Here is a 23,183-nt window from a genome sequence, read left to right as displayed (position 1 = left end):
ATTATCTATTTAAATGAGTACGAAGCAACCGGGCAGCTTTCTCGCGGTATATTTCCAGTTTTTCGTTCACCTCCAGCCAATTGATCGGCTGACTTAATAATCCGGTGTTATAATCATTTACCGATGACAATACCCGGTGCTCCAGATCAAACATCTTCGCTATGGAAGCAAAACGGGCAAGTCCTCTTTCCCGGTTGCCCACCACGATAAAAGGCTTATTAAATAATATAGAGAAGACCATCCCATGAAAAGAGTCCGTGATCACAAATTTTGCATCCATAAACCCCCGCAGCCAGGATGTTACCGGCGGATACCGTCTTTGAGCAATTGCCGCCCTTTTGTTTTTGGTTTGCACGTTTACCGCAAAACAGCGAAATCCGCCATCCCCGGCGATTTTATCGACCAGCTCTTTTTTACCTTCGCCGTCATCCAGCATGTACACCATACAATCACCCGCGCTTTGAAGGGCATTTTCTTTGGCAATCAGTGCCACATACTCATCTTTGCGAAGCAACATTGTAGGATCGATAACATGCTCGGCTTCTATATCAAAATGCTGTTTGCATAGCTGAACAGCAGAGTCTTCTCTTACTGCTACCAGATCAAATTTATGGATCAGGGCTTTGAGGTCCGAAGTCAGCGCCGGGTCAAACTGCCATGCATCCACTCCAAAAGAAGCCGCATAAGCGATCCGCAATTTCGTTTCATCCTTTACAAAGTCCAGGAAATAATCCCTGATTGAGGTCCTTGCGTATTCCTTCCGCCAAACCTGGTCACTACCTACGATATAACCATCCAAATCATACTGCTTCAATATTTCAAAGTCATCCTTCTTCCTTATAGCACGCGTCCGGGGCCGGATATATTTTTCAATAAAATATTCGGAATGCATGTACACGTTTCTCGCTGCAAGGATCTTTTCACCTACGAGGGGAATGAAGCCAACACCTTTCCGGACAGATCGTTTGATCCGGGACCTGAGATTTTTTCCGTGCGCCGTTTCATCAGCCAAACCAACAAGAACAGGTTCATGCCCGGCATACTTCAGGTAATTCATGAGCGCAAATGCCTGCAGATTCCCTCCATAGTTGCCATGCAACGGAAGTGTAAGAATACCAATTTTCATAATCTCTTTAATTTTCGCATTCGATGATAGATCTTCGTTACAAGCCTTAACCTTTTCAATGCCCCGCTCATCTTCCTGTTAAATACTTCTGAAAAAGGAGCAGCCTGCCACTGTTTCAAACTTCTGCCCCTCGTTATCGCCCGTTGCAGCTGAACGATACCATAGAAGACCGATACCGGTTTCAAAACTCTTCTCCGGACATACGGCAAGACATGCCCCTGCAGTTTTGCCATCCGCATTCTGAACTTTACGCCGTCTTGCCGGTGAGAAAAACTTGGCCTTTGGGATTCTATGATCTTATTTTTATCAACCGGCTGAACACAAAGACCATTGCCCTCTATCCCCTCCCTGATCAATCGATCTGCCAGCAGGGTCCTGGTGACGATCACGCTGTTGCCCATCCCGTCCGGCCGGTATTCCGGCAGCCAGGCATCTCCTAAAGAAATATCTGCCAGCTCAGTCAGTACATCTGTACAAAAATCGCAGGCCCTTGATTTAAACAACCCGGATCCCCACATATCTCCAACCCTCGACATCTTTAGCTGATAAAAGGCCCTCTTATCATCATATGCCCCAAAGGAATAATCCGAAGCCGTGCTGTTTACATCCTTAATCCTGTATTCCTGGCCATGATAGTGCCCGTCAATCCCCGAACTTTGCGCCAGGTAGTCCGTAAAAAACCGGCTTTTCCAGCCTCCGCAAATGATCCCGATTAAGAAATGGATTTTATCGTTTAACTCCGGATGATAATATTGCTTTAATCTTATTGCCTTTATAAAGCAGGCAACACCGGACACAGCTATTTTCCCTTCAATATGCTCAATTTTCACAAACAGCTGCTCCAGTGTAACCGGGATATATCTTGTCTTTGAAATCCTTTGTATGTCACCTACGTTTGAAAACAACTGATACGCGTACGTACCATTCATTTCCTTTACAATGTATAAATGATCTACGGTCTTTGACCGCAAAAGCTGCTCAAAAATATAGGTTGCTATTCCTCCGGAAGAGGAGATGGACCGGTCGTTCCGGCTATATCCAATATAAGTATTTTCAAACCGGCCGATCCCGGGATCAAATCGATTCGCTGTTCCCAGATAAATATCAGCCAGTTTATCTTCATCTGCTATTGCCGCTTCCGGTTCGGGATTGAAAGGGCAAACCTTCATTGCTTCTTCGGGAATGTACCCGTTCAATGTAACCGGTTTTAAAAACCCGTATTCATCCCAATCCATTTTTATTACCTGCTCAGATTCCGACACACACAATCCACAACCGGTACAAAACTCACCTTTAAAAAGATTCATATTTTATATTTCTTGCCATCCTTTTCCTCGCAAACCTCATAACCGATGTTCGCTCCGATGCGGACAATCCAATAAAAAAGACCAGCACTCCGATCATACATATCAAAAAAACGCTTTCATAAAGTAATTGCATGAAATTTTCTGCTTTGCCGATCCAGGCATCCATTAAACAGGAAATACCGTAGCATAAAAACGAGATGATCATTACCGGCAAAAGAACTTCCCTGAAAAAAGCGCCAACATTCAACTGGAGCATTCTTCTAAGAAACAGCACTCTAAAAACCAATGTTATGAAGGACAGCAGGATCGCCACGTAAAGAAAATACACCGGATCGGAGTATGTCCGGAATATGAAGTAGTTAACCGGAAGATTAAGAATCAGCGTAGTTCCGACAATGATCTGATACCATTTTATTTTACCGGTAGCCAGGGCACCCGTAATCAAAGGGTAAGAAATACTTTCAATAGTCAGGTTCACCAATATCAGGATCACAAAGGCCTCTGCGTATGCAGGTGGGTTTTTAAGCCACCAGGTCAAAACAAAATGAATGTTAAATATTACAGGGCATACGAGGATGACCAACAGGAAGAAAGAAAGTTTCGAGCTCTTAAATATGACCTGCTGCACCGCTTGAATGTCTCCACGTCCGTAACTTTTATAAATCTGGGGATTAATGGCCGTTTGAAAATTTTGAACGAATCCCCCAATGGCGCCCTGCACCTGCACCATAATACCATAAGCAGCATTGACAACCGTTCCAAAAAAAAGGTTCAGTAATATATTGGTTCCCTGGCCCTTTGCCACCGCCGCCACATTCCCGAAAAGATTCCATCCCGAATACGTCAAAAGTTCTTTATAAACTGCCGCATCGGTAAAAAATTTAAATTTCGTCTCTTTAAAATTCCGCACACAGTAAATCTTATAGATGGTCGAAACCAAAAAGGCAACCATTACCAAAAGCACCGAATACGTTTTTAACTTATCAAATAAAGAGATATACAGCAGATATACAATCAACAGCTTCAGCAGCACTTCGATAATACCGATGAGTGCAAAAACACTCATACGTTCTCTAACTATGATAATTGCATTAAACGGAACCTGTGTTATGGTAATAATGCTTGACAAAATCGAAAACTGGTAAACAAAATTGGCTTCTGCTATCCTATCGGCCGGTATTACCAGTTTGTGATGGACAAACCAGAGACCCACGCTTTCCGCAATCAATAAAATAATGAAGGCGATGCCAATATGAATCATTAAAGCAACATTAAACGTCTTATGCAGGCTATCCCAATCTTCCCTGCCAATATCAACTGCCAGGAACCGTTGGGTAGCGGACGACATCGCCCCGTTTAAGAAAACAAAAAGCGCTACAACACCCCCTATTACGCTATAGATGCCATAATCACTTACTCCCAAAACATTCAGCACTATCCTGGAAGTGTATAAACTCACTCCCATTGTCAAAAACATTCTGAAATAAAGCAGCAGGGTATTTTTTGCTATTTTTTTGTTGCTATTTTCCAAAACTCATTCGAATATTAATCATCATAAGAAGTCTGCCCACCCATACGAAGCTGCTGTTTCCTGTACCTGTTATAAAAGCCGTCAACGATTATCAGCCGCCGCCCGGCGCCCGGCCTTTTTTCCTTTCCTGAACCGCCACATGCGCCGGCGGGCTTTGATCTCCTGTGTATAATCGCCGTAACCATACCCGTAACCATATCCGTATCCATAACCATAGCCTCCATAATAACCTTTTCCGGACCTTATATCATTGATCAAAATCTGTATGGATCTCATTTTCTGTTGCCTCGCCAGGTTTCCGGGTATCTGCAACTGGTCTTTATAAGTATATCCCTGGCGTACAATAAACAGGCAAACATCAGCATAACGCGCCAACAGCTGCGCATCCGTTACCATCCCTACCGGCGGCGTATCGATCAGCACATAATCATACTGTTGTTTTGCTTCGGTGATCAGTGCCGATGCTCGGGGATTCACGATCAGCTCTGCCGGGTTCGGCGGAACCGCTCCTGCAGGCAATACATCTATCTTTTCATGTATTCCGGAGGAAACAATGATATCCCCGATCTTTAATTCCGGGCGCACCACGTAATTGGAAAAGCCCTTATGTTGTGCCAATCCTAACTTGGGAATAATACTGGGCTTGCGCAGATCCAGCTCCATCAGCAATATTTTTTTATCCAGCAGCGCCAGACTCATCGCCATGTTCAGTGCCACAAAGGATTTACCCTCGCCGGACATAGAAGACGTAAACAGGATGGTCTTTCCTCCGTTCAGCGAAAACTCCAGATTGGTACGTATCGCCCGGAATTGCTCGGAGATCGCCGAGCGTGATCCCGGCGCCACTACTACCTGTTCGCCGTCTTTGGAATGCGCGATGGCTCCCAATACCGGCAGGCCCGTGGCAGCCTGTACATCTTCGGTTCCCCTAACTTTTACATTCAGCAGGTCTCTTAAGTAAAACACCGCAACCGGCAGGGCCAGTCCCAGTAAAAGCCCAAGAGCATAAATCATTTTGCGCTTGGGTGCAAAAGGCAGTTCTTCCGGCTTGGGAGAATCAATCACTTTGGAATTGGATACATTGGCCGTACGGCCGATCGCTGTTTCCTCCCATTTCTCCTGCAGAAAAATATACTGTGCCTGTTTGATCTGCTGCAAACGTGCCAGGTCAATATAGCCTCGCTCAATAGAAGGCACCTGGTTCAATTGCCCGTTAAAACGGCTGGCCAGCTGCTGCTGGCTCCGGCGCGCCTGTTCCAGCTGATTGCGGGTATTGGCCAGGTTATTGATCATATCCTGCCTCAATCCCGCTATTTGCCCGTCAACGTTCTTTATCAGCGGGTTTTCCTCGGTGTTGGATAGGAGCATCCGTTCCCGTTGCAGGATGAGGTCATTATACCGTGCGGTAAGGCCGCTAAACGTCACATCCTGCGGCAGCAAGGCAGAAGGCACCACACGGGGGCGGTTCCTATCCTTCAAATAGTCTGAAACAATATCCAGGGCCGCCAGCTGACCGTCGGACTGCGCCAGGTCTTTGGTAAAGTCTGCAGCGCCTTCCAGCAAGATCCTGCTTTGCTGGGAAATATCAGCCAGTCTTGTTTCCTTCTTATACCCGGAAATGCGGTCCTCGACTTCTGCCAGCTCTTCGGTTACTTTTTCCAGGCGGGCATTGATAAAGGCCAGGGTGGAATCAGCGATCACATTCTTATCGTTAAGATTGCGCTCCACGTATTTATCAATAAGGGTCCGCAGCAATTGCTCGCCCCTTTTGGGAAGGTGATGCTGTAAAGTAAGATCAATCGTGGAAACCTGCTTATTCGTTACTTCTGCCGTCAGCGCTTCGCTCAGCCCTCCTACTACTTTTCGTACCGGGGAAACTGTAAATCCGTAGCGCTCCGGGCCATAAGGTATCTCCGGATTCCTGCTTATACGGATCATTCCCGTTCCCCCCAGAAAGAAGGCCTTCCCCAATGCCACACGAAGTGTGGTATCCGGATCCTGAAGGTCTATAAAATCCTTCTCAGCAGGAATAATATCAAAGGAATTGGTTTTCTGAATGGAATCCGGCGCGGTTTCTATCGTTATGGCATAAGGCGTCTGCATGACCGGCACGCTGTGCACGGTGCCCGCTTTAAAGTACGAAATATATGCCTTTTCTGCCAGGACCATCTCCCGCATCAGGTCGGCAGTCTTCAGTACTTCCACTTCATTGTCTACCGAACTCTTTGCACCCATAAGACCCGATAGTTCGCTGAGGGCCGTATTCTGTAAAAGGCTACTGCCTTTTTTATCATCCGATACCAGCAGCTTGGCATGGATCTTATAATTGGGCAGGGAGTAACGCAGATAAACATAGGCGCCTGAAAAGCCAATGATCCCGCACAGTACAAACCAGTACCAGCTTGCCCGTACACGGCCGATGAAACGCAATAAAGCCTTGTTCTCGCCACGCTTCTCAAGCTCAAAGTCATCGTCCCAGTTGTTCTCTCTTTGCATAAATGAATGATAGTCCTGAAATAGTTTTGGTCTCGTTTATCTGCCGGTTCGTTCATCCATCTACCGGAACCTTGTTAAGGCCACGATCAGCACCGATATGGCCGAACCGATAATGGCAATGGTCTGTGTGCGTGCCGCATTGTTTGCCGCCGCTTTTGCTTTGCCCGGCTCTACATATACCACATCATTCTGCTGCAGGTATAAATAGGGCGATGTAAGGACCTGCCCGTCGTTCAGGTTAAAGCGTATGGATTTCTGCTTCCCTCCTGAATCACGCAGCAATAGTACATTCCGCCGGTTACCATAAATGGTGAGGTCTCCTGCAAGACCCAATGCGTCCAGTAATGTAGCTTTCTCCCCGCTCACAAAATAGGTTCCGGGATGGCCTACTTCTCCCAATACCGTTACCTTAAAATTCATGATCCGGACACTGACCACCGGGTCTTTATAGTACTTAGCTGCACGTGCCCGTATCTGTTCTTTGACCTGTTCGGTAGTATATCCGCTCACCAGCAGGCTACCCAGCAGCGGCAGTTCTACCGTGCCGGCTGCGCTAACCAAAAAACCGCTGCCCGCCTGTGGCATCATCGCCGCACCCGGCGCACTCTGCGGCCTGGCGGTAGTTTCCGTTAACACCGCCGTACTGTTATCCAGCGTACTGATCGTAATGCCCAGCAGATCATCCGGCTTGATCTTCAGAGCCTGATACGCTACTGTAGGAATGATCCTGCCCCGGGCATAGGTTGCGCTATCTGCGGGAATGTTCCGGAAATAGGGAACCTTCTGGTACGTTTTGCAGGCCGTCAGTCCCAGGATGAAAGCCCCGAGCAACAGCATGCCTATTCTTCTGATCTTATACATAAAATACAGTCAATACTTCCACCGCATACGCCGGCCATCCGGGTCCATACGATCAGACCCATATCGACAACCGCGGCCACCATGCTCAGTAGCCTGCCGGCATCAGACAGCCTTTGATACAACTCCCGATGGAAGTCATTCTTTAATTAACACGTGCTAAAACGGAAAACAAAGCAGTGTTTGGAGGGCATTAGTTTTTTGATGCCGCAAAAATAATAACTTCAAACAACAATACCAATATTCTTTCAACGTTGTAAAGCAAATTTGGGAGATGCTACCCTTGAGCAGTCATCTCCCTCTGTGCTGTTTATTTTATACGTTATTACTTTCCTCCTCCGAACACGGCTCATAATCCGGCTTCTTTACATTTTTCCCGCAGCATCTCCAGATTCGTGGCGCCTACTTTCGTGCCCAGTATCTCTCCGGCTGCAGGGTTATCACCTACGGTAGCAGTATTGTCTGCTTTCACTGTCACATTATTTACATCCTTCACCGTAGCACCCCACACGGCTCTGAAATCGTATTTCTTCCCGGGATCCAGCAGCGTAGTGGAGATATACCCGTTGGTTACTATGCCCAATAGCTTGTACCCGGTTTGCCCATGCACTTTATAATACAAATAAAATGTAGGCAATACATTCACCCGCTGCGCCTGGTTGGGGCAGCGAACATACAGCTGCATGGTGGTCTTCGGATTGCCGGCAACCGGTGAAGCGGCCATGCTGATCGTTTGCAACCCTCCGTTACAGGGATCAGCGACCGTCGTTGCCGAAAGTTGGTTCTCATCCACATCGAAGGTTTTAATGATAACCGGAGCCTTGGGTAAATTATCAAAACTCAGTTCAGATCCGTCTGATGCGGTTATATTTTTTTGCACCAGTAACTTGTCCGCATGATCATCTACAGCAGAATATACTTTTACGGTCACCGGGTGCGTGATGCCGTTTCCTAACCAGTCGGCCGTTAATTTTATTTTCAAATCGTTATCGCATCCCTCTATGAAACTGCCGGCTAGGAACCAGGTTGCATGTGAACTGGAAAAGTTCACCGTAAGCTTGCCACCGGAAGACTGCACGGTAGCTTCCTGCTCCTGTTTCCAAACCGGGTCATTGCTGGAAAAGCTGAATATGCCCAGCTTGTCGCCGGCTTTTACTTTCTGACCGGTTCCCGGGTTAATAAAATCCGGATCGAGAATGATGTCCAGGTCAATTGGCTTAGAAAAATTTGTTATCGAAGTGCCATTTAACGTAAAGCTCACCTCAGACATTCCTCCCGGCAGCAGCGTACCGGCGCTGGTACCACTGGCTGTTTGTATTGCCGGCTGTGTCAGACCGGTGCCTCCCGGGAAAACGGCGGCCAGGTTTTCCGAACCGGTTTGGGGAACGATCATGCTTACTTTCAGATCGGTTCCGGAAACCACATTGTTATTGGCATCCCGGAACTGTGTTCCTGCAGGGATCATGATCGTAGCGGATTCCGAAGATCCGGAAGAAGGCGGGATATTCACCGTTACGTCAGCAGCAGGCGTTCCATCGGAAGCAAGCGCCACGGAAGTGTTCTTTATCGCCATTTCAGTGGAGGACGCCGTTGTATTCAACAGCACTACTTTGCGCATTGCAATCTTTTCACTGCCGGTTATTTTTACCGGGATCTGTACGCCCAGGTGATTTGCCGCACTAATGGCCACATTCACATTGAGGGGGGCCTGCTCGCTGATCACCACATTGGGATCTACTGCCAGGAACAAAAACCCACCGGTAACCTTAAATACCTTCTTCCCTTCCGCATTATAGATCTTTCCGGCGTCAGGGCCGCTGATGCTAATGGTTGCATTGTCCAAGGATGTACCGGCGCTACTGCTCACTTCCAGATTTACCACGTTTTTAAAAACATTGCTATTAACAGAGATCTCCAGGTCCTTAAAAGGGTTCGTGCAAGCCACGATCATACCAACCGCCGCCAGGAACATCAGCAATATAAACGAAATACGATTTTTTGTCATTATCTGTGTTTTTGTTACTCGTTAAAAATGATACGCCACACCCACCTGCAATACCGGCAACCACCGGTAGTCGCTCAGATTTTTTTGAACAGCTGCTTCCTGCGAAACATTTTCAGACAACAGGTTGTTTGCAGTCATGTGCACCTGTGGTTTTGAGAGGTAATAGGTCCCCAGGTCCGCATTGAATGCAAAACGCCCGCCCAACTCCAGTCCACGCAATGCAAGGCCGCCATAAGGCGCGATCTTATTCCATGTTACCTGCGCATTCACTTTTCCCAGATCCTCCTTTTTTATGATGATGTCGCCGTACTGGTAATCTTCTTTCGGTTTTGCAGTAGCATTTGCCTCCTCCTTATAAAAAGCAGCAACGCCCCCCTGGATATACAACCGTTGTAAAAAACGGCCCGTATGCACCCCTGAAAAAGGCTTCCAGCCAATGAGGGCCTGCACGTTGCCAAGCTGTTCTTTCATTTTTATATCATACGCGTTCTTCCCCAATGTACGGGTAGCCGTATAACCGTAAGGCGCGTAACTGGTAGCCAGCACCGCCACCCACCGGTGATGAAGCTGATAACCGGCATTGATACCAAACCCCTGTGTTCCCACATGAATGCCCGCTGAGAACCGCCGCCCTTCATGGGAGGAGGCGTCATTCCCATGTTGCGCATACACCATAACAGCACTCAGAATCGAAAAAGATAAAATTAACAGTCGCTTCATTTGTTGTTTGCTTTTAAAGAATTTGATATTGAATATTTCCAATCCGATTAATACGCATTTTTTTCTCCCCGCACCATATTCCAGACCGTCAGGAATATGATCTTCAGATCCAGCAGGATGTTCCAGTTCTCCACATAGGTAATATCATGTTCCACCCGTTTTTCCAGCTGCCATAGCTCATTGGTTTCACCCCTGAAACCGCTCACCTGCGCCAGGCCGGTAATACCGGGCTTGATATAGTGCCGGACCATAAATGTGCTGATCACCTCTGCAAACTTCTTCGTATGCGAAAGCATATGCGGTCTTGGTCCCACAATAGACATATTCCCTTTCAATACATTTATAAATTGCGGGAGCTCATCCAAACTGGTCTTCCGTAAAAAGGCACCCACCTTTGTGATCCGGGCATCGCCCCTGGTCGCCTGCACGCTGTCTGCTGCAGCGTTCACCCGCATGGTCCGGAACTTAAAGCATTTGAATACCGTGCCGCCTCTCCCGGAACGGTCCTGCACAAAGAACACAGGGCCACGGGATTCCAGTTTGATCAGCAGCCCTATAATGGGGATCAGCCAGGACAATACCAAAACACAGACCAGGAAAGAAAAAGCAAAATCAAAAATATCTTTTACCAGGGAGCTGCCTTCCTTTTCCAATGGCTCGTTCCGCACACTGAGCACCGGAAAGCTGCCAATATTATGTACGACCACGGACTTCCCCACACTTAAAAATTCCGGCAGAAAGCGCGTACGTATCAGGAAGTTCTCCGCCCGCTCACAAAAACGTTTCACTTCGTCTACCCCCAGTGCGGACAAACTGATCACGGCCTCCGACTGCGCATGCGCATCCCCGGCAGCCTCGAGCTGTTTGTAATCTCCCAGATAAGTAAGCGGCAGGTAGTCCAATTGATGCGTATGATAATAGCCAACACAGTGACATCCCAGGTAACGGTCTTCGCTCATCTGGCGCATGACTTCCTGCAGCGAATCAGACCCGCCGATAAAAACAAAATTCTGAACGATCCCTCCCTTTTCCCGGCAGTATTTCCGGATTGAGAAAAAACACAACCGGCTGAGGATAATATAGCTGATAAAGAACAGGAGGTAATTAAAGATGAACCATACGATCTCCCGGGGAAGCAATACATTAAAAAGCGTACACAAACAAACACAGCAGGAACATACAGAATAATATATGAACACTTTGAACGTATCAGAAAACACAACCGTGGACTCTTTAAAAAAAAGATTGCTGTAACAATTAAAATAGTCCGTAATGCCACACCAGGTGATCCCCTGAAGCAATAATGTAGACAGGATCACCTGGAGACCGATATTTATCGACATCATTTTCATGGACAGATAAATACCCAGCACGATCACATCCAGCACGATCATGGACTTTGTGATCCGTTTCACAAATGGTAAATCTAAATGTATCATGTTATCAGGACTACTTAAGCAGTTAATAAAAAAGCATCTCTTTTTCCGCTATTGATCCCTATCCGCCTGCACACCAGCTAATGAGGCTACAAAACATTGTGATCAGCATGATGACCGTAACAGGGCGCACCAACACAACGCAGCCGGGCTGCACCTTTTCGGCGAGTGGCAGTAAGAGAAGGTCCCGGTATCCGGGATCCCCTTCCCCATACATTGCCACCGCAGGTCGTTCCCAACATCATAAAAATCCTGGTAATAAACTTGCACTGGTTTTTGAGGGCTAATCAAAAATTCCAAAGCGCAAAATTACCGCGCGCATTCAACGCAGACGAACCGGTTCATCCTGATCCGTCTGGGTAATGTCAATAGCTCTTTGTTTCTAAAAATATCCGGATACTTGTTTGCAGCGAAGAGGGCTTAATTTCCAGCTGCACAGCAGTTTTTAATATTTATCCGATTGCAGTGCAAAGATAAACGGTGCATCAATACATGAAAATGGTAAAAGAGTAGTATTTCCAACCTTGCATTCCGTTCGGAGTACATCATCTTCTCTGCTTATATATGTTGCATATATTTGTTCATACTGTCCTTCACCTTCCTGATGGCCTCGGCCCTTGAGTTAACCTGCAGCTTTTCATATATATTCCGGACATGCGTGCGCACCGTTTCCACACTGATAAAAAAATGCGCAGCTATTTCTTTATAGCGACATCCCTTCGAAAGTTGCAGCAGTATCTCATTTTCCCGCTGGGAAAGCTTTTCGGATCGCAAGCCCGGTGGATGCACCGCAAAAAGTTTATTGATCACCTTCCGTGCCACCATGCTGCTCATGGGAAATCCGCCGTTATGTGCATCCTTTATCGCTTCTGCCACCACAGCATGATCAATATTTTTGAGCAGATAACCAGAAGCTCCTGCATTCAGTGCGTTGAATATTGCACACTCGTCATCAGCGTCAGTCAGCGCGATGCATTCCATTTTTGAATACCGTTCCTTTAACATCACCACCACCTCAATACCTGAAATGCCGGGCAAATGCATATCAAAGAGTAAAACGTCCACCAGCTGTCTTTCAATACCGGAAAGCGCCGATGCTCCGTCTTTAAAAGTGCCCACCACTTCCATCTCCGCCTGCCGGTTCAGTAACCGCACAAGCGCACTGCCGGTCAAATCCTCATCTGCTAAAATGGCTATTCTTATTTTGCTCATAATTTACACGATATTATACAGATCCGGCACCCTCTCTATAATTACAATCCGACAGTGTCGAAATCAATAAAAGGACGGGGGCTATTCCTGCTGTCTTCTTCCGGATCATCTGCAACACATTTTCTTTTGCCTCTGTACCATGGCTCCTCCCAAACAGAAGACGGCAGGGCCCATCCGTTTTAGCAATACCACAACCCCTGCTCATTGAATATATAGCCGTCCATACCGGCATGCCTGTTCATTAAAGACCATTGTTTCAACCTTTCAACAAGAACTTTGAAAACAATAGATTTTTCTTAACGCTGTCCCTTCCTGAAAATGGTAATTCCAGCACATATTTTGGTTGCATTTATCCATTTATGTCATATGCTCATTGATGCGCTTTTGTTGCCAAAAAAACGCACATAAGCATTTACAATGCCTTAACAATTAGTTTCCGAAACCGTTTGTAATTAGCGGCAATTAAAGACCGTCACAATAACAGCTGTTTTTGGTCAACCTTATCATTGTCCGATTACATCTTAACCAACCCGCCCTGCTATTTCACGCAGATCAACCACAGGAGAAAACCGTGGGTCAAAATTTGAAACCCGTATTGAGGATTGTTCAAAATACGTTTTCAATTTTTCTGTATCTTTCTATGGGTTCAGCTACGTAATGTTGAGGGCGATAGTCATTTGTCCGAAAATCCTAGAGAAGCAGCCGGCAACCCGGTTGCATTACCTGTAGCCTTTCAAACAAGGGCGAAGTTAAGGCAATATTGCTAAAAATACAGGTAGTAAAAAAGTAGTAACCCGCTTCAATTGCCACGATGATGTCAATAAGGCAATTTTTCCACGGTCAGTGTTTTTTCCCGTTCATCAACCTGACGGAATATAAGGGCCAGAGTCCGGTATGCTTTCACTTCCCTGCCACCCTGAACGGCCGGTCGCCAGTAAGGGCAGGAAAGCTTTACCAGCCGCACGGCTTCTGCTTTTGCGGCCGCAGTTTTATATAACTGGATCCTGATCCCGGATATCCCTCCACGCGGATGCACTATGAATCTCAATATGACCGTATCTGCAAATGATCCCGGGTTTGCAGCAGCCGGACCAAATTGAGGAAACAGCAAATGGCTGTTAAAAAAAGCCGACATGACGCTGTCGCCCCTCATAAAGGCCGGCAACATTTCTGCTTTTGTAAATACATCCGGCTCTTTCTTAGCCGTAATCACCATGCGTGCCGGTTCCCCGGCTTCCTCAATAATTGCTTCGTTTCCCGGATAGCAGGGGTGATTTTCATCCGAAATAAAATAAACGATGTTCTGCTCTATATGCATACGCCCACGCACCTGTTTTATGAATTGTTTGCATTCTTCCAGGGAGATCTTTGTATTCGACACACTAAAATATTGAAGCGACTTTGACCGTGGCAGCGCGTCAGGAATATGCCGTACGGGGTTCCACGAAATATCCAGCCGCTTTAGCGAGGGCAGTTCCAGCATCCCGGACGGGATCGAATCTATAAAATTATTGGCCAGGTCAATTGCCGTCAGTGTGCGAACTTCATTGAGGAAAACAGGAAGGCCCGTAATACGGTTCCCCCGCAAATTGAGTTCCTTTAAATTCTTCAGCCCGGGCAGCCAATAAGGGATGGACTGAACTCCCGACTGTACGATCCACAATTCTTCAAGCAACGGACAATACCTTAGCGATTCGGGGAAGGCCGCCAATTTGCTGTTCACAAGCAGGAACCCTTTTAATGAAGCAGGCAGGGCAAAGTCTCCATCCGTTAAAGGATTAAAAGACAGATCCAGCAGCTTCAGCGACACCAGCCGGTCCAATCCGGCAGGAAGCTCTGTGATTCGATTATTAGGAAGAAGTAATGTATCCAGTGCCCGGAGACGGGTAATTTCACCGGGAAGAGCAACAAGATGATTATTGGAAGCGGATAATTTGGTCAGCTTCGTCAGCGTGGTAATGGCTTCGGGCAGATGGGAAAGCTGGTTCCCGTCCAGTTCCAGCTGCTCCAGACCAGTTAATTGTGCCAGGGTTCCGGGAATATGGGTGATCTGGTTCTTACTCAGGTTTAAATGCCTGAGCTTTCTGCAAAGGCCGATCTTTCCGGATATTTTTTCGATCTGGTTCCGGGGAAGATAACAGCCCTGTAAATTTTTCAGCGCTCCTATCCAATCCGGGATTTCCCTGATCCCATTGCGGGGCATGCTCAATAGTTCAAGCTTTTCAAAATTCCGGATCCCCTTGGGGATCGTTTCGAAAGAGCCCCACAATGCCAGCCGGCGCACATTTTTTAATTTGAATATTTCTTCCGGCAGATAGGACAGGCTGCTGCTGCTGATAAATAAGAATTCGATATTGGGCATCTCACCAATCAGTTTCAGTTTCTCCGGAACCACATTCTTATGGGACAGTTCCAGGTTGTAAACCGAATCCTTATGCCTGTAAGCCGAATCGATATTCCTGTATACAGGTTTGCCTTTTGCATACCCCCAGGCTTGCCCGTATCCAAAGGCCGTCACTAAGCTAAGCAATAATAAAACCCCCAATACCCTGATCATTATTTCTTCATTTTACCGGGCGCAATGATACCCGCCGGTCATTTAAAGACACCGGCCTACAAAGTTTTCCATACCAATACAGGAAATATTTTCACGGTACCGGTAGAAGTTTGCACAAATCCTGTCAGGACTGCGATCGGGGGAAGACAGTTTCCGGCAACCATTCAGCTGCCAAAAGCATTCATGCCTCCGGATCAGGGTACTTTATCAAAGGCCACGATGGTGGCTACTGCCTGACCGGGGTTTGCTGTTGCCTTTAAATAAATACGGCCATCGGAGGTAGTGCTGTAGGTGGCGCCCGGTGCCAGCACACCCCGTAATGCGTCGTTTACCTTGCCGGCATAGGTAGTTTGTGTGCTGGCGGTAATGGCGTCATTCAGCTTATTGTAGTCGAGCTCTTTTTTACTGGCCACGATCGCGATCTGGTCTTTGCTCCCCTGGTTGTCGGCCTCCAAGGATTCCGATTTAGGAAACAACCGGTACCCGGTGATCCCGCAATAGGGCGAATGCTTGGACACGGCCTGCCCCGGTTTCAGATAAGGAAACAGCACATAGCTGCCGCCGGTGGTTTCCTGTCCAAAAATATAGATGTAACATTCCGTTGTATTTTTCACTTCCATCTTAAAGCGGGTACCCACTTTTATCGGAGTTACGGTCTGGAAGGCGTTTGTGCCGCCGGATCTTAATTTAATATATTGCTTTGTGCTATTGTTGACCAGTCCTACATTGCACTCCAGCGGCATGGCCGCCACATTGGCTGCTTTGGGCAGGGGATCAATGCCGTAGGCTTCCCGGACATAATTTTTAAAATCACCGTAGCGAACCCAGGCAACACCGTTGGTACCCCACTGGGGGGTCCAGCTGTTCATGATCTGGAAGGCGCCGCCGTATTTTCGATCATCATAACCGATCACACACATCGCGTGCCCGCCCATGCCTACCTGTGCCTGGTCCATTTGCTGCGGCTGCCACAGGTCGCGGCCCATCATGTCCTGCATAAAGCTCTGCCCCACCAGCATGCCGATCACGACCGGCGCATCTTTGGACAGATGTTCCTTTACGGCCCTTACGCTGATCTGGTTGAGATGATCGCCCTCCGTTAAACGGGTAAATCCGTGAATGGTGTTTTGCCTCCCTTCCTGCAGTGCCGCGCCACCCGGTGTCCGGCTGCAATCCTGGTCATCATAAGGATAGTCGCGCAATGGAACGCCGCCATTGGTCCGCATTGCCTCCATCGCCCGCTGTATATAAGAGCCCTGGCAATCGTTGCCCAGCCGGATCTGGTTGTATAAATAAGAGGGGCTGAAGGCGATCGTATTGGGATCCTTGCCGGTTGCCGCTGCCGTTAAAATCGTCTGTGCCGCATAGGCACTGCTCCACGCCACGCAACTGCCCTGCTGCCCCTGGTCGCCCCGCCGGGGCGCAAAGCGCAATAAAGAAACGGCTTCGGGCAACGGGTTCTTATTATTGTTCTCTTCCAGTCCCTCGTAGATCTTCGCTTTATTAAATTCCTGCGGACTGTAGCTGTAACCGCTCTGCGAAAACAGCTGTTGCGCCGCATCGCTGAGGCCTCCGATATTGCTGCAGCCGCCACGGCCGCCCAGGAAATACACACCTGCCGCAATCACCAGCAGTAAAATAATTCCTTTTCCCCGGAACAATCCCAGCAGCAGCGGCAAAAGTCCAAACAAGCCGTTTCCGCCACCTCCGGGGCGGGAGCCACCGCCACTGTCATCATTAAAATCATTATCCCCGCTATTGGGGTCGTCCGTCATTCTGATAGGCATCGGTTATAATTTTCTATAAAATTAACCGTTGAACATATCATTCCTGACATTTGCGAACATTTTTTTTAACTTTAAACTTATTCTACATCCTTCCCCCGATTAACATGAAATTGTTACTGTACATTGCATGCGGCATTTTGACCTGTATTTTCCCGCCCGACCTGTTTTGCCAGGCCCAACAGGGCTCAACCACATGGAAAGACCACCTGTTCACCGCATATTTTCAAAAAAGCTCGGGATGGATCGCCGGCGACGGGGCCTACTCTATACCAATGGGAAACGGCTTTTCATTGTGGACCTTTGGCGACAGCCATATCGACGATCTGGACACGGTTTCCCAAACAACACCCTGCCTGTTCCAGGTAAGAAATGCCGTCTTTACTATGGATCAGCAATATCCCGCGCATACAAAAACCTATACCGGCAACCGGAAGCAGCCTTCTTATTTTTCGCTGGGCAGCAACAACCACTACTGGTTCTGGCCCGGCTGCGGCTATGCAAACGGGGATTCGGTCTATGTGTTCCTGAACCGGCTGCATAAAACAGCTGCGGGCGGCATGTGGGGTTTCGAAAGCGTGGACTCCAGCTACATTGCGGCTATGCCTAAAAAGGACCTTTCAACCATCCGCTACCGGCTGCTTGCTGCAAAGAACGGTATCGTTTTCACCAATGCGCTGGTAAAGGAGTATAATGGCACCTGCTACCTGTATGGCATTAAGAACAATGGAATGGGCAACGACCTTTTTGTTGCCCGGTTTCATGCCGGCGCCATCGATCAGCCCTGGGAATACTATACCGGTTCCGGATGGAGCAGGGATATTGCCCGGGTGCAGAAGATCCACTCCGAATTCACCTCCAGCTTTAATGTTTGTAAGATCCGGAATAAATATGTGCTCATTACCACCGCCTTCAGTGTGGGATGTGACCAGGGAAAGGAGATCTTTACTGCTGTAAGCGACCACCCTTATGGCCCGTTTACCAACAGGCAGGCGGTATGGATGCTGGATGATACCCTGCAAGGGCATTATCCCTTCTTCTATATAGCCAATGCGCATCCCCAGTTCAGCGACAAGAATGCATTGCTCATTACCTATTGCATTAACGGGTATGACCGCTGCGTCAGCACCTGTAATCACGGGCGTATGAATCCGGACCATTACCGGCCCAAAGCAATAAGGGTTCCGTACAAACGGATCGATCCGGGATTGTAGTAACAAGGGTGGCTCAGGCCAGCTGAACCTTTCCTCCGGTTTTGACCGCTTTATAGATGGCGTCGATGATCACCAGGTCACGCAGCCCCTCTTCCCCATCAACCGGGATCACGGGCTTTTTACCATCAAGGATGATCGCAGCCATTTCATCCATCTGAACGGCCTGTTGGGGGCGGTCCGTTGCTATATCCAGGGGGCCTTTATGCGTGCGCCCTTTAATAGGGCCATAGCTTGATGCAGGCTGCAGCTCGGCAAACCCCTTTTCGCCATTCAGAAAGAACCGGTCCAGATGATTCATGTTATACGAGGAAAGACAGGATGCGATTACACCACTGGGGAATCCCAGCTGAAAGGTAATGGTTTCGTCTACGCCTTCCCTGAATTTTACGGGATCCGTTTTTGTTTCCTGCGCGGTCACCCACGCCGGCTCTTCCCCCACCATATAACGGCAACCATTCAGGGCATAGATCCCGATATCCATCAGCGCGCCGCCACCCGCCAGGGCTTTGTTTACCCGCCACTGTTTGGGATCACCGATCCGGAAACCCGAAAGCCCCTGGAAGAATTTGATCGTCCCCAGCTCCCCGTCCGTCCGCATCCGGTGTACTTCCAGAGTAAGTGGTTCAAAATGCATCCGGTACCCGACCAGCAGCTGCTTTCCTGTTTTTTTACAGGCGTCCACCATTTCCCTTCCCTCCTTTGCATTCAGCGCCATCGGCTTTTCGCAGATCACGTGTTTGCCGGCCCGGGCACTGCGGATCACCTGATCGTGGTGCAGGGCATTCGGCGTAATGACATATACCGCATCAATGTCGGGATTGTTTTTTAAGGCATCAAAATTCTCATAATTATACCGGCTCTTTTCCGGAACGCCATATTTTTCTCCCCAGGTTTTTAGTTTTTCCGGCGTACCGCTGATCAGACCGGTAATCTTTGCACGTTTTGATTGCTGCATGGATTCGGCAACACGGGTAGCATAACCACCCAGCCCCATTAATGCCACCCGCAATACCGGACCATTGGCTGCTGCATGCTTTAACGGGGACAAAACGGTTGCACCCAGACCCTGAAATGCATATAGCCCCAGGGCAGAAATTCCTACTTTCTGAATAAAATCACGGCGCGTATTCATGTAAATGAAATTTAACGGTTCAGGGATCACCAGGCCGCTTACCGAAAGGAACCGGGAGGGCGGCCAATTATCCCGTTATATTTTTTGCAAGCTTTAATGCCTTTTTCAGTTGTTCTTCCTGGGTCAGGTTTGTATTGTCGATCAGAACCGCTTCTTTTGCCTGACGCAGCGGGCTTACCGCACGGTTCGAATCGATGTAATCGCGCATCTGGATATTCTCCGCCACTTCTTCAATCGTTACATTCGGATTTTTTTCCACCAGCTCTTTAAACCGCCGTTCCACCCGAACGGCATTGTCCGCCGTCATAAATATTTTCAACTCTGCTTTGGGAAATACTACCGTGCCGATATCCCGGCCATCCATTACGATCCCTTTCTTCTTTCCCAGCTTCTGCTGCTGGGCCACGGCAAACTCCCGCACCGCTTTTACGGCAGCCACCTCGCTTACTTTTTCCGCAACGATCAGGTCGCGGATCAGGTACTCCACATTTTCATCATTCAGGTAGATCTCTATAACGCCATTCTGTTCATTCTGCCGGAAATCCAGCTCAATATTCTCCAGCGCATCCTCAACGGCTTTTACATCCTCCCAGTCTACATGATTTCTTAAAAAATAAAGTGTTACTGCACGATACATGGCTCCGCTATCCACATAAATATACCCCAGTTCCTTGGCCATCTGTTTTGCCAGTGTACTTTTTCCACAACTGGACCAACCGTCGATTGCAACAATAATTCTTTTCATTTTTATCTGCTGTTCACCCTCAGATCCGCGAAATACACATCCATCCGGAATCACAGGCAAGATACAATTTTATTAAGGGAAAATTGTGGCTTTTGGAATAAATTTGCATCCGGTACTTCAATTAAAATCTTTATTCGTATATTCAGACAAACCTTCTACTATGATCCTAAAACAAATAGCCACATTGTTTTCAGTCTGTGGTTTTTTCATCCTGGTTTCCTGTAACGGCGGTACCGATAAAACCCCGCCGGCCGGGACGGAACCGGATTCGGCCGGCTCAAACAATGCTGCCGTGGCACGGGAGCTACCGCATGTGAAGACCGAGCCGGTGGAATACGAAGACGGGATCAAGACATTTAGCAGCATAATGGCTTATGACAGCGCAAACGCCGGGAAAAAACCCGTCGTGCTGATCATTCCGGAATGGTGGGGCGTTACGGACTACATTAAGGACCGGGCAAAACAAATTGCCGAACTGGGTTACTTTGCCCTTGTGGTGGATATGTATGGAGGAGGCAAGGTACTGGACAATCCGAAAGATGCCGGCAACGAAGCAATGAAGTATTACAAAAACCCCCAGCTCGCGCAGGAGCGGTTTGACAATGCCCTGGCCATTGCAAAATCATACCCCCAGGCCGATACTGCTAAAATTGCTGCCATCGGGTACTGCTTTGGAGGTTCAATGGCATTGAATATGGCCCGCCTTGGTGAGCAGCTTAAAGGCGTGGTGAGTTTTCACGGTGGTCTGGAGAACTATGGCATTACTGCCCGGAAAGGGCATATATATCCTTCCATCCTGGTACTGAATGGCGATGCCGATTCTTTTGTGCCGGTAGGTACGATCAATGATTTTAAAAAAGAAATGGAAGCCGCAAATGCCAATATGCAGTTCATCGGATATCCGAATGCCAAGCACGCTTTTACCAACCCGGGCGCAACAGCCATCGGCGAAAAGTACAAACTGGATATCCAATATGACGAGGCAGCCGATAAGGCCTCCTGGGAAGAAATGAAGAAATTCCTGGCAAAGGTGTTTTCATAAGCCACTTCCGGATCGTGTGAAGCAGGGCGGGTCAATGGTGAATGGTCAATAGTGAAGGACACCCGTTTCCTTACGGAATCCAACCAGAAACTTTAGACCTCAAACTTTTAAATTAAGCGAGATACGCGCCCGTCACCTTATCTCCATCTACTTCTACATAAATATGATCCTGAAGCGTGGTAGCAAGGGATATGCCTTTATAATCCGGTGAGATGGGGAATAAGGTGTGCGTCCGTTCTACCAACACCAGCGTCTGGATCCTGGTGGGATGGTAATCCAGGAACGGCTTTAATGCATAGAGCAGGGTCTTGCCGCTGTTGGTAACATCATCGATCAGTACAATCACTTTCCCGGTGAAATCCATTTCCCTGCTCAGCTTTATATCGGTTGGTTTTTTCTTATTCAGTTGCAGGGTCAGCAGTTCGGTAGGGATCCTGCTGTTTTCCCGGATCAGCTGCTGGATGTTCTTTGCCAGCACCACCCCGTGCTCCTCAATCCCTACCAGGATCAGCTCCTGTACACCCAGGTTATTTTCAATCAGTTCCAATGCCAGCCGCTGCAGTTTTTTTTCTACGGTTTCCGCGTTCAATAGATATTTTTTCACCTGCGATTCGTTTAAATTGCTTACAAAATTCCTCTACTTGTCAAGGAAGCCGTAAATTAGCGCTTTGTAACTGAATGCCCATGCAAATTGCTCAACAAATTTTATTTGTACTCCTGTTTATTGTCGCCGTTGTATTTTTTTCGAAAAAAATAGCGCAGATCCGCCGCAATATCAACCTGGGGCGTGACGAGGCTATTGACGACCAGCCCGGGCAACGCTGGCGGAATGTATTGCTGCTGGCCCTTGGGCAAAAAAAAATGTTCCGCAATCCGCTGGTGGGCTTTTTGCACTTCTTCGTATATGCGGGATTTATCATCATCAATATTGAGGTGCTGGAGATCATCCTGGATGGCGTATTGGGCACCCATCGCCTGTTTGCCGCCCCCCTGGGGAGCTTTTATACATTCCTGATCAATGCGTTTGAACTGCTTGCGCTGGCAGTACTGGCCTTCTGTGCCATCTTCCTGGTCCGGAGGAACATACTGAAGATCCGGCGTTTTCTGAGCAAAGATCTCAATGGCTGGCCCCGCAGCGATGCCAATTACATCCTCATTACCGAAATTGCACTGATGGCCCTGTTCCTCACCATGAACGCCAGCGACACCCTGCTGCAATCCCGTGGCGTGGAACATTATGCTACCCACTTCACCGGCAATTTTATTGTATCGCAATACATCCAGCCGCTGATCGGCGGACTGTCTGACGGATCCCTGGAATTACTTGAGCGTGCCTGCTGGTGGCTGCACATCATCGGCATCCTGGCATTTTTAAATTATCTCCCTTTTTCCAAACACCTGCACATCCTGCTGGCATTTCCCAATGCCTATTATGCGCGGCTGAAACCCATGGGCGAAATGGAAAACATGCCCGCAGTGCAGAACGAGGTTTTGTATGCCATGCAGCCGGAGCTGGCACCGGCCGATGCCACCCCGCCTACCCGGTTTGGCGCAAAGGACATTACCGATCTGAGCTGGAAGAATCTCCTGGATGCTTACAGTTGTACGGAGTGCGGGCGATGCAGTGCTGCCTGTCCTGCCAACATTACCGGCAAATTACTGTCGCCCCGGAAGATCATGATGGACACCCGCGACCGGGCAGAGGAAATTGGCAAGAGCATTGCCGGGCAAAAGGAATGGAAAGACGATGGTAAAAGCCTGCTGCACGATTATATTTCTGTAGAAGAGCTGCGGGCCTGTACCACCTGTAATGCCTGCGTACAGGAGTGCCCGGTAAGCATCAATCCGCTCGACATCATTCTTCAGCTACGCCGTTATCTGGTAATGGAGGAAAGCAATGCTCCCCAGGAGTGGAATGCCATGTTCAGCAATGTAGAAAATAACTTTGCTCCCTGGAAGTTCAGTCCCGACGACCGGGATGGCTGGACCCAGACCCTGTAAGCTCCCGATTTCAACAG

The 23,183-nt window shown here is 48.2% G+C and carries 17 protein-coding genes; 3 read left to right on the top strand and 14 right to left on the bottom strand.

Features of this window, described 5'->3' with window-relative positions; genetic code table 11:
* Nucleotide 1 precedes the first annotated feature (1 nt).
* From B160_RS0101645 to B160_RS0101595, 11 genes are all read right to left on the bottom strand, one after another.
* Complete coding sequence (locus B160_RS0101645; protein ID WP_018626103.1) at nucleotides 2-1,126, bottom strand: polysaccharide pyruvyl transferase family protein; 1,125 nt, start codon at nucleotides 1,124-1,126, stop codon at nucleotides 2-4.
* The gene (locus B160_RS0101640; protein ID WP_018626102.1) at nucleotides 1,123-2,433 is read right to left on the bottom strand and encodes a Coenzyme F420 hydrogenase/dehydrogenase, beta subunit C-terminal domain; all 1,311 of its coding nucleotides are present in this window, start codon (nucleotides 2,431-2,433) and stop codon (nucleotides 1,123-1,125) included. The genes B160_RS0101645 and B160_RS0101640 overlap by 4 nt, the downstream gene beginning before the upstream one ends.
* Entirely contained in the window at nucleotides 2,420-3,964 is a 1,545-nt protein-coding gene (locus B160_RS28175) for a lipopolysaccharide biosynthesis protein (RefSeq protein ID WP_018626101.1), read from the bottom strand. Before B160_RS28175 ends, B160_RS0101640 begins: the two co-directional genes overlap by 14 nt.
* Before the next feature lie 81 nt (nucleotides 3,965-4,045).
* The gene (locus B160_RS28170; RefSeq protein ID WP_018626100.1) at nucleotides 4,046-6,460 is read right to left on the bottom strand and encodes a GumC family protein; all 2,415 of its coding nucleotides are present in this window, start codon (nucleotides 6,458-6,460) and stop codon (nucleotides 4,046-4,048) included.
* A 60-nt stretch (nucleotides 6,461-6,520) separates the two neighbouring features.
* Nucleotides 6,521-7,321, bottom strand: a complete 801-nt coding sequence (locus tag B160_RS0101625) for a polysaccharide biosynthesis/export family protein (RefSeq protein WP_040679238.1) — start codon at nucleotides 7,319-7,321, stop codon at nucleotides 6,521-6,523.
* Nucleotides 7,322-7,667: 346 nt separating this feature from the next.
* Entirely contained in the window at nucleotides 7,668-9,323 is a 1,656-nt protein-coding gene (locus B160_RS0101620) for a hypothetical protein (RefSeq protein ID WP_018626098.1), read from the bottom strand.
* Between the two features lie 21 nt (nucleotides 9,324-9,344).
* Nucleotides 9,345-10,043, bottom strand: coding sequence for a hypothetical protein (locus tag B160_RS0101615; RefSeq protein WP_157557847.1), 699 nt, complete (start codon nucleotides 10,041-10,043; stop codon nucleotides 9,345-9,347).
* Between the two features lie 47 nt (nucleotides 10,044-10,090).
* Nucleotides 10,091-11,458, bottom strand: coding sequence for an exopolysaccharide biosynthesis polyprenyl glycosylphosphotransferase (locus B160_RS28165; protein ID WP_169539977.1), 1,368 nt, complete (start codon nucleotides 11,456-11,458; stop codon nucleotides 10,091-10,093).
* Nucleotides 11,459-12,037: 579 nt separating this feature from the next.
* Nucleotides 12,038-12,691 (bottom strand): response regulator transcription factor, encoded by a 654-nt coding sequence (locus tag B160_RS28160; protein WP_018626095.1) that lies wholly within the window; start codon nucleotides 12,689-12,691, stop codon nucleotides 12,038-12,040.
* A gap of 817 nt (nucleotides 12,692-13,508) precedes the next feature.
* A complete protein-coding gene (locus B160_RS30395) occupies nucleotides 13,509-15,248 on the bottom strand; it encodes a leucine-rich repeat domain-containing protein (RefSeq protein WP_018626094.1) in 1,740 nt (579 codons plus the stop codon).
* Between the two features lie 194 nt (nucleotides 15,249-15,442).
* Nucleotides 15,443-17,035 (bottom strand): C1 family peptidase, encoded by a 1,593-nt coding sequence (locus B160_RS0101595; protein ID WP_026309445.1) that lies wholly within the window; start codon nucleotides 17,033-17,035, stop codon nucleotides 15,443-15,445.
* Nucleotides 17,036-17,139: 104 nt separating this feature from the next.
* Between B160_RS0101595 and B160_RS0101590 the strand changes: the two genes are divergently transcribed.
* The gene (locus B160_RS0101590; protein WP_018626092.1) at nucleotides 17,140-18,246 is read left to right on the top strand and encodes a glycoside hydrolase family 183 protein; all 1,107 of its coding nucleotides are present in this window, start codon (nucleotides 17,140-17,142) and stop codon (nucleotides 18,244-18,246) included.
* A 13-nt stretch (nucleotides 18,247-18,259) separates the two neighbouring features.
* On the opposite strand, the gene B160_RS0101585 is transcribed toward B160_RS0101590, so the two are convergent.
* Together B160_RS0101585 and cmk are read right to left on the bottom strand one after the other, a co-directional pair.
* Nucleotides 18,260-19,378, bottom strand: coding sequence for a Gfo/Idh/MocA family protein (locus B160_RS0101585; RefSeq protein ID WP_018626091.1), 1,119 nt, complete (start codon nucleotides 19,376-19,378; stop codon nucleotides 18,260-18,262).
* A 67-nt stretch (nucleotides 19,379-19,445) separates the two neighbouring features.
* Nucleotides 19,446-20,123 (bottom strand): (d)CMP kinase, encoded by a 678-nt coding sequence (gene cmk / locus B160_RS0101580; protein WP_026309444.1) that lies wholly within the window; start codon nucleotides 20,121-20,123, stop codon nucleotides 19,446-19,448.
* 160 nt (nucleotides 20,124-20,283) lie between these two features.
* On the opposite strand from cmk, the gene B160_RS0101575 reads away from it, so the two are divergent.
* Nucleotides 20,284-21,165 (top strand): dienelactone hydrolase family protein, encoded by an 882-nt coding sequence (locus B160_RS0101575; RefSeq protein WP_018626089.1) that lies wholly within the window; start codon nucleotides 20,284-20,286, stop codon nucleotides 21,163-21,165.
* Between the two features lie 112 nt (nucleotides 21,166-21,277).
* On the opposite strand, the gene B160_RS0101570 is transcribed toward B160_RS0101575, so the two are convergent.
* Nucleotides 21,278-21,769, bottom strand: a complete 492-nt coding sequence (locus B160_RS0101570; RefSeq protein ID WP_018626088.1) for a phosphoribosyltransferase family protein — start codon at nucleotides 21,767-21,769, stop codon at nucleotides 21,278-21,280.
* An 80-nt stretch (nucleotides 21,770-21,849) separates the two neighbouring features.
* Here B160_RS0101570 and B160_RS0101565 point away from each other — a divergent pair, with 80 nt between their 5' ends.
* Nucleotides 21,850-23,166, top strand: a complete 1,317-nt coding sequence (locus B160_RS0101565; RefSeq protein WP_040679407.1) for a 4Fe-4S dicluster domain-containing protein — start codon at nucleotides 21,850-21,852, stop codon at nucleotides 23,164-23,166.
* The last annotated feature ends 17 nt before the right edge of the window (nucleotides 23,167-23,183 follow it).

The sequence above is a fragment of the Niabella aurantiaca DSM 17617 genome, from assembly GCF_000374125.1.
In the GTDB taxonomy this organism is placed as follows: Bacteria; Bacteroidota; Bacteroidia; order Chitinophagales; family Chitinophagaceae; genus Niabella; species Niabella aurantiaca.
Note: the sequence above shows the minus strand (reverse complement) of the source record. Positions and strands in the feature narration are given on the sequence as shown.

What these genes read in the sequence shown, in the direction of transcription:
- B160_RS28170 (WP_018626100.1), bottom strand. Translation starts at nt 6,460, where the DNA reads ATGCAAAGAGAGAACAACTGGGACGATGACTTTGAGCTTGAGAAGCGT.
- B160_RS0101615 (WP_157557847.1), bottom strand. Translation starts at nt 10,043, where the DNA reads ATGAAGCGACTGTTAATTTTATCTTTTTCGATTCTGAGTGCTGTTATG.
- B160_RS0101565 (WP_040679407.1), top strand. Translation starts at nt 21,850, where the DNA reads ATGCAAATTGCTCAACAAATTTTATTTGTACTCCTGTTTATTGTCGCC.
- cmk (WP_026309444.1), bottom strand. Translation starts at nt 20,123, where the DNA reads ATGAAAAGAATTATTGTTGCAATCGACGGTTGGTCCAGTTGTGGAAAA.
- B160_RS0101620 (WP_018626098.1), bottom strand. Translation starts at nt 9,323, where the DNA reads ATGACAAAAAATCGTATTTCGTTTATATTGCTGATGTTCCTGGCGGCG.
- B160_RS0101645 (WP_018626103.1), bottom strand. Translation starts at nt 1,126, where the DNA reads ATGAAAATTGGTATTCTTACACTTCCGTTGCATGGCAACTATGGAGGG.
- B160_RS0101590 (WP_018626092.1), top strand. Translation starts at nt 17,140, where the DNA reads ATGAAATTGTTACTGTACATTGCATGCGGCATTTTGACCTGTATTTTC.
- B160_RS0101640 (WP_018626102.1), bottom strand. Translation starts at nt 2,433, where the DNA reads ATGAATCTTTTTAAAGGTGAGTTTTGTACCGGTTGTGGATTGTGTGTG.
- B160_RS28160 (WP_018626095.1), bottom strand. Translation starts at nt 12,691, where the DNA reads ATGAGCAAAATAAGAATAGCCATTTTAGCAGATGAGGATTTGACCGGC.
- B160_RS30395 (WP_018626094.1), bottom strand. Translation starts at nt 15,248, where the DNA reads ATGATCAGGGTATTGGGGGTTTTATTATTGCTTAGCTTAGTGACGGCC.
- B160_RS0101585 (WP_018626091.1), bottom strand. Translation starts at nt 19,378, where the DNA reads ATGAATACGCGCCGTGATTTTATTCAGAAAGTAGGAATTTCTGCCCTG.
- B160_RS0101575 (WP_018626089.1), top strand. Translation starts at nt 20,284, where the DNA reads ATGATCCTAAAACAAATAGCCACATTGTTTTCAGTCTGTGGTTTTTTC.
- B160_RS0101595 (WP_026309445.1), bottom strand. Translation starts at nt 17,035, where the DNA reads ATGCCTATCAGAATGACGGACGACCCCAATAGCGGGGATAATGATTTT.
- B160_RS0101625 (WP_040679238.1), bottom strand. Translation starts at nt 7,321, where the DNA reads ATGTATAAGATCAGAAGAATAGGCATGCTGTTGCTCGGGGCTTTCATC.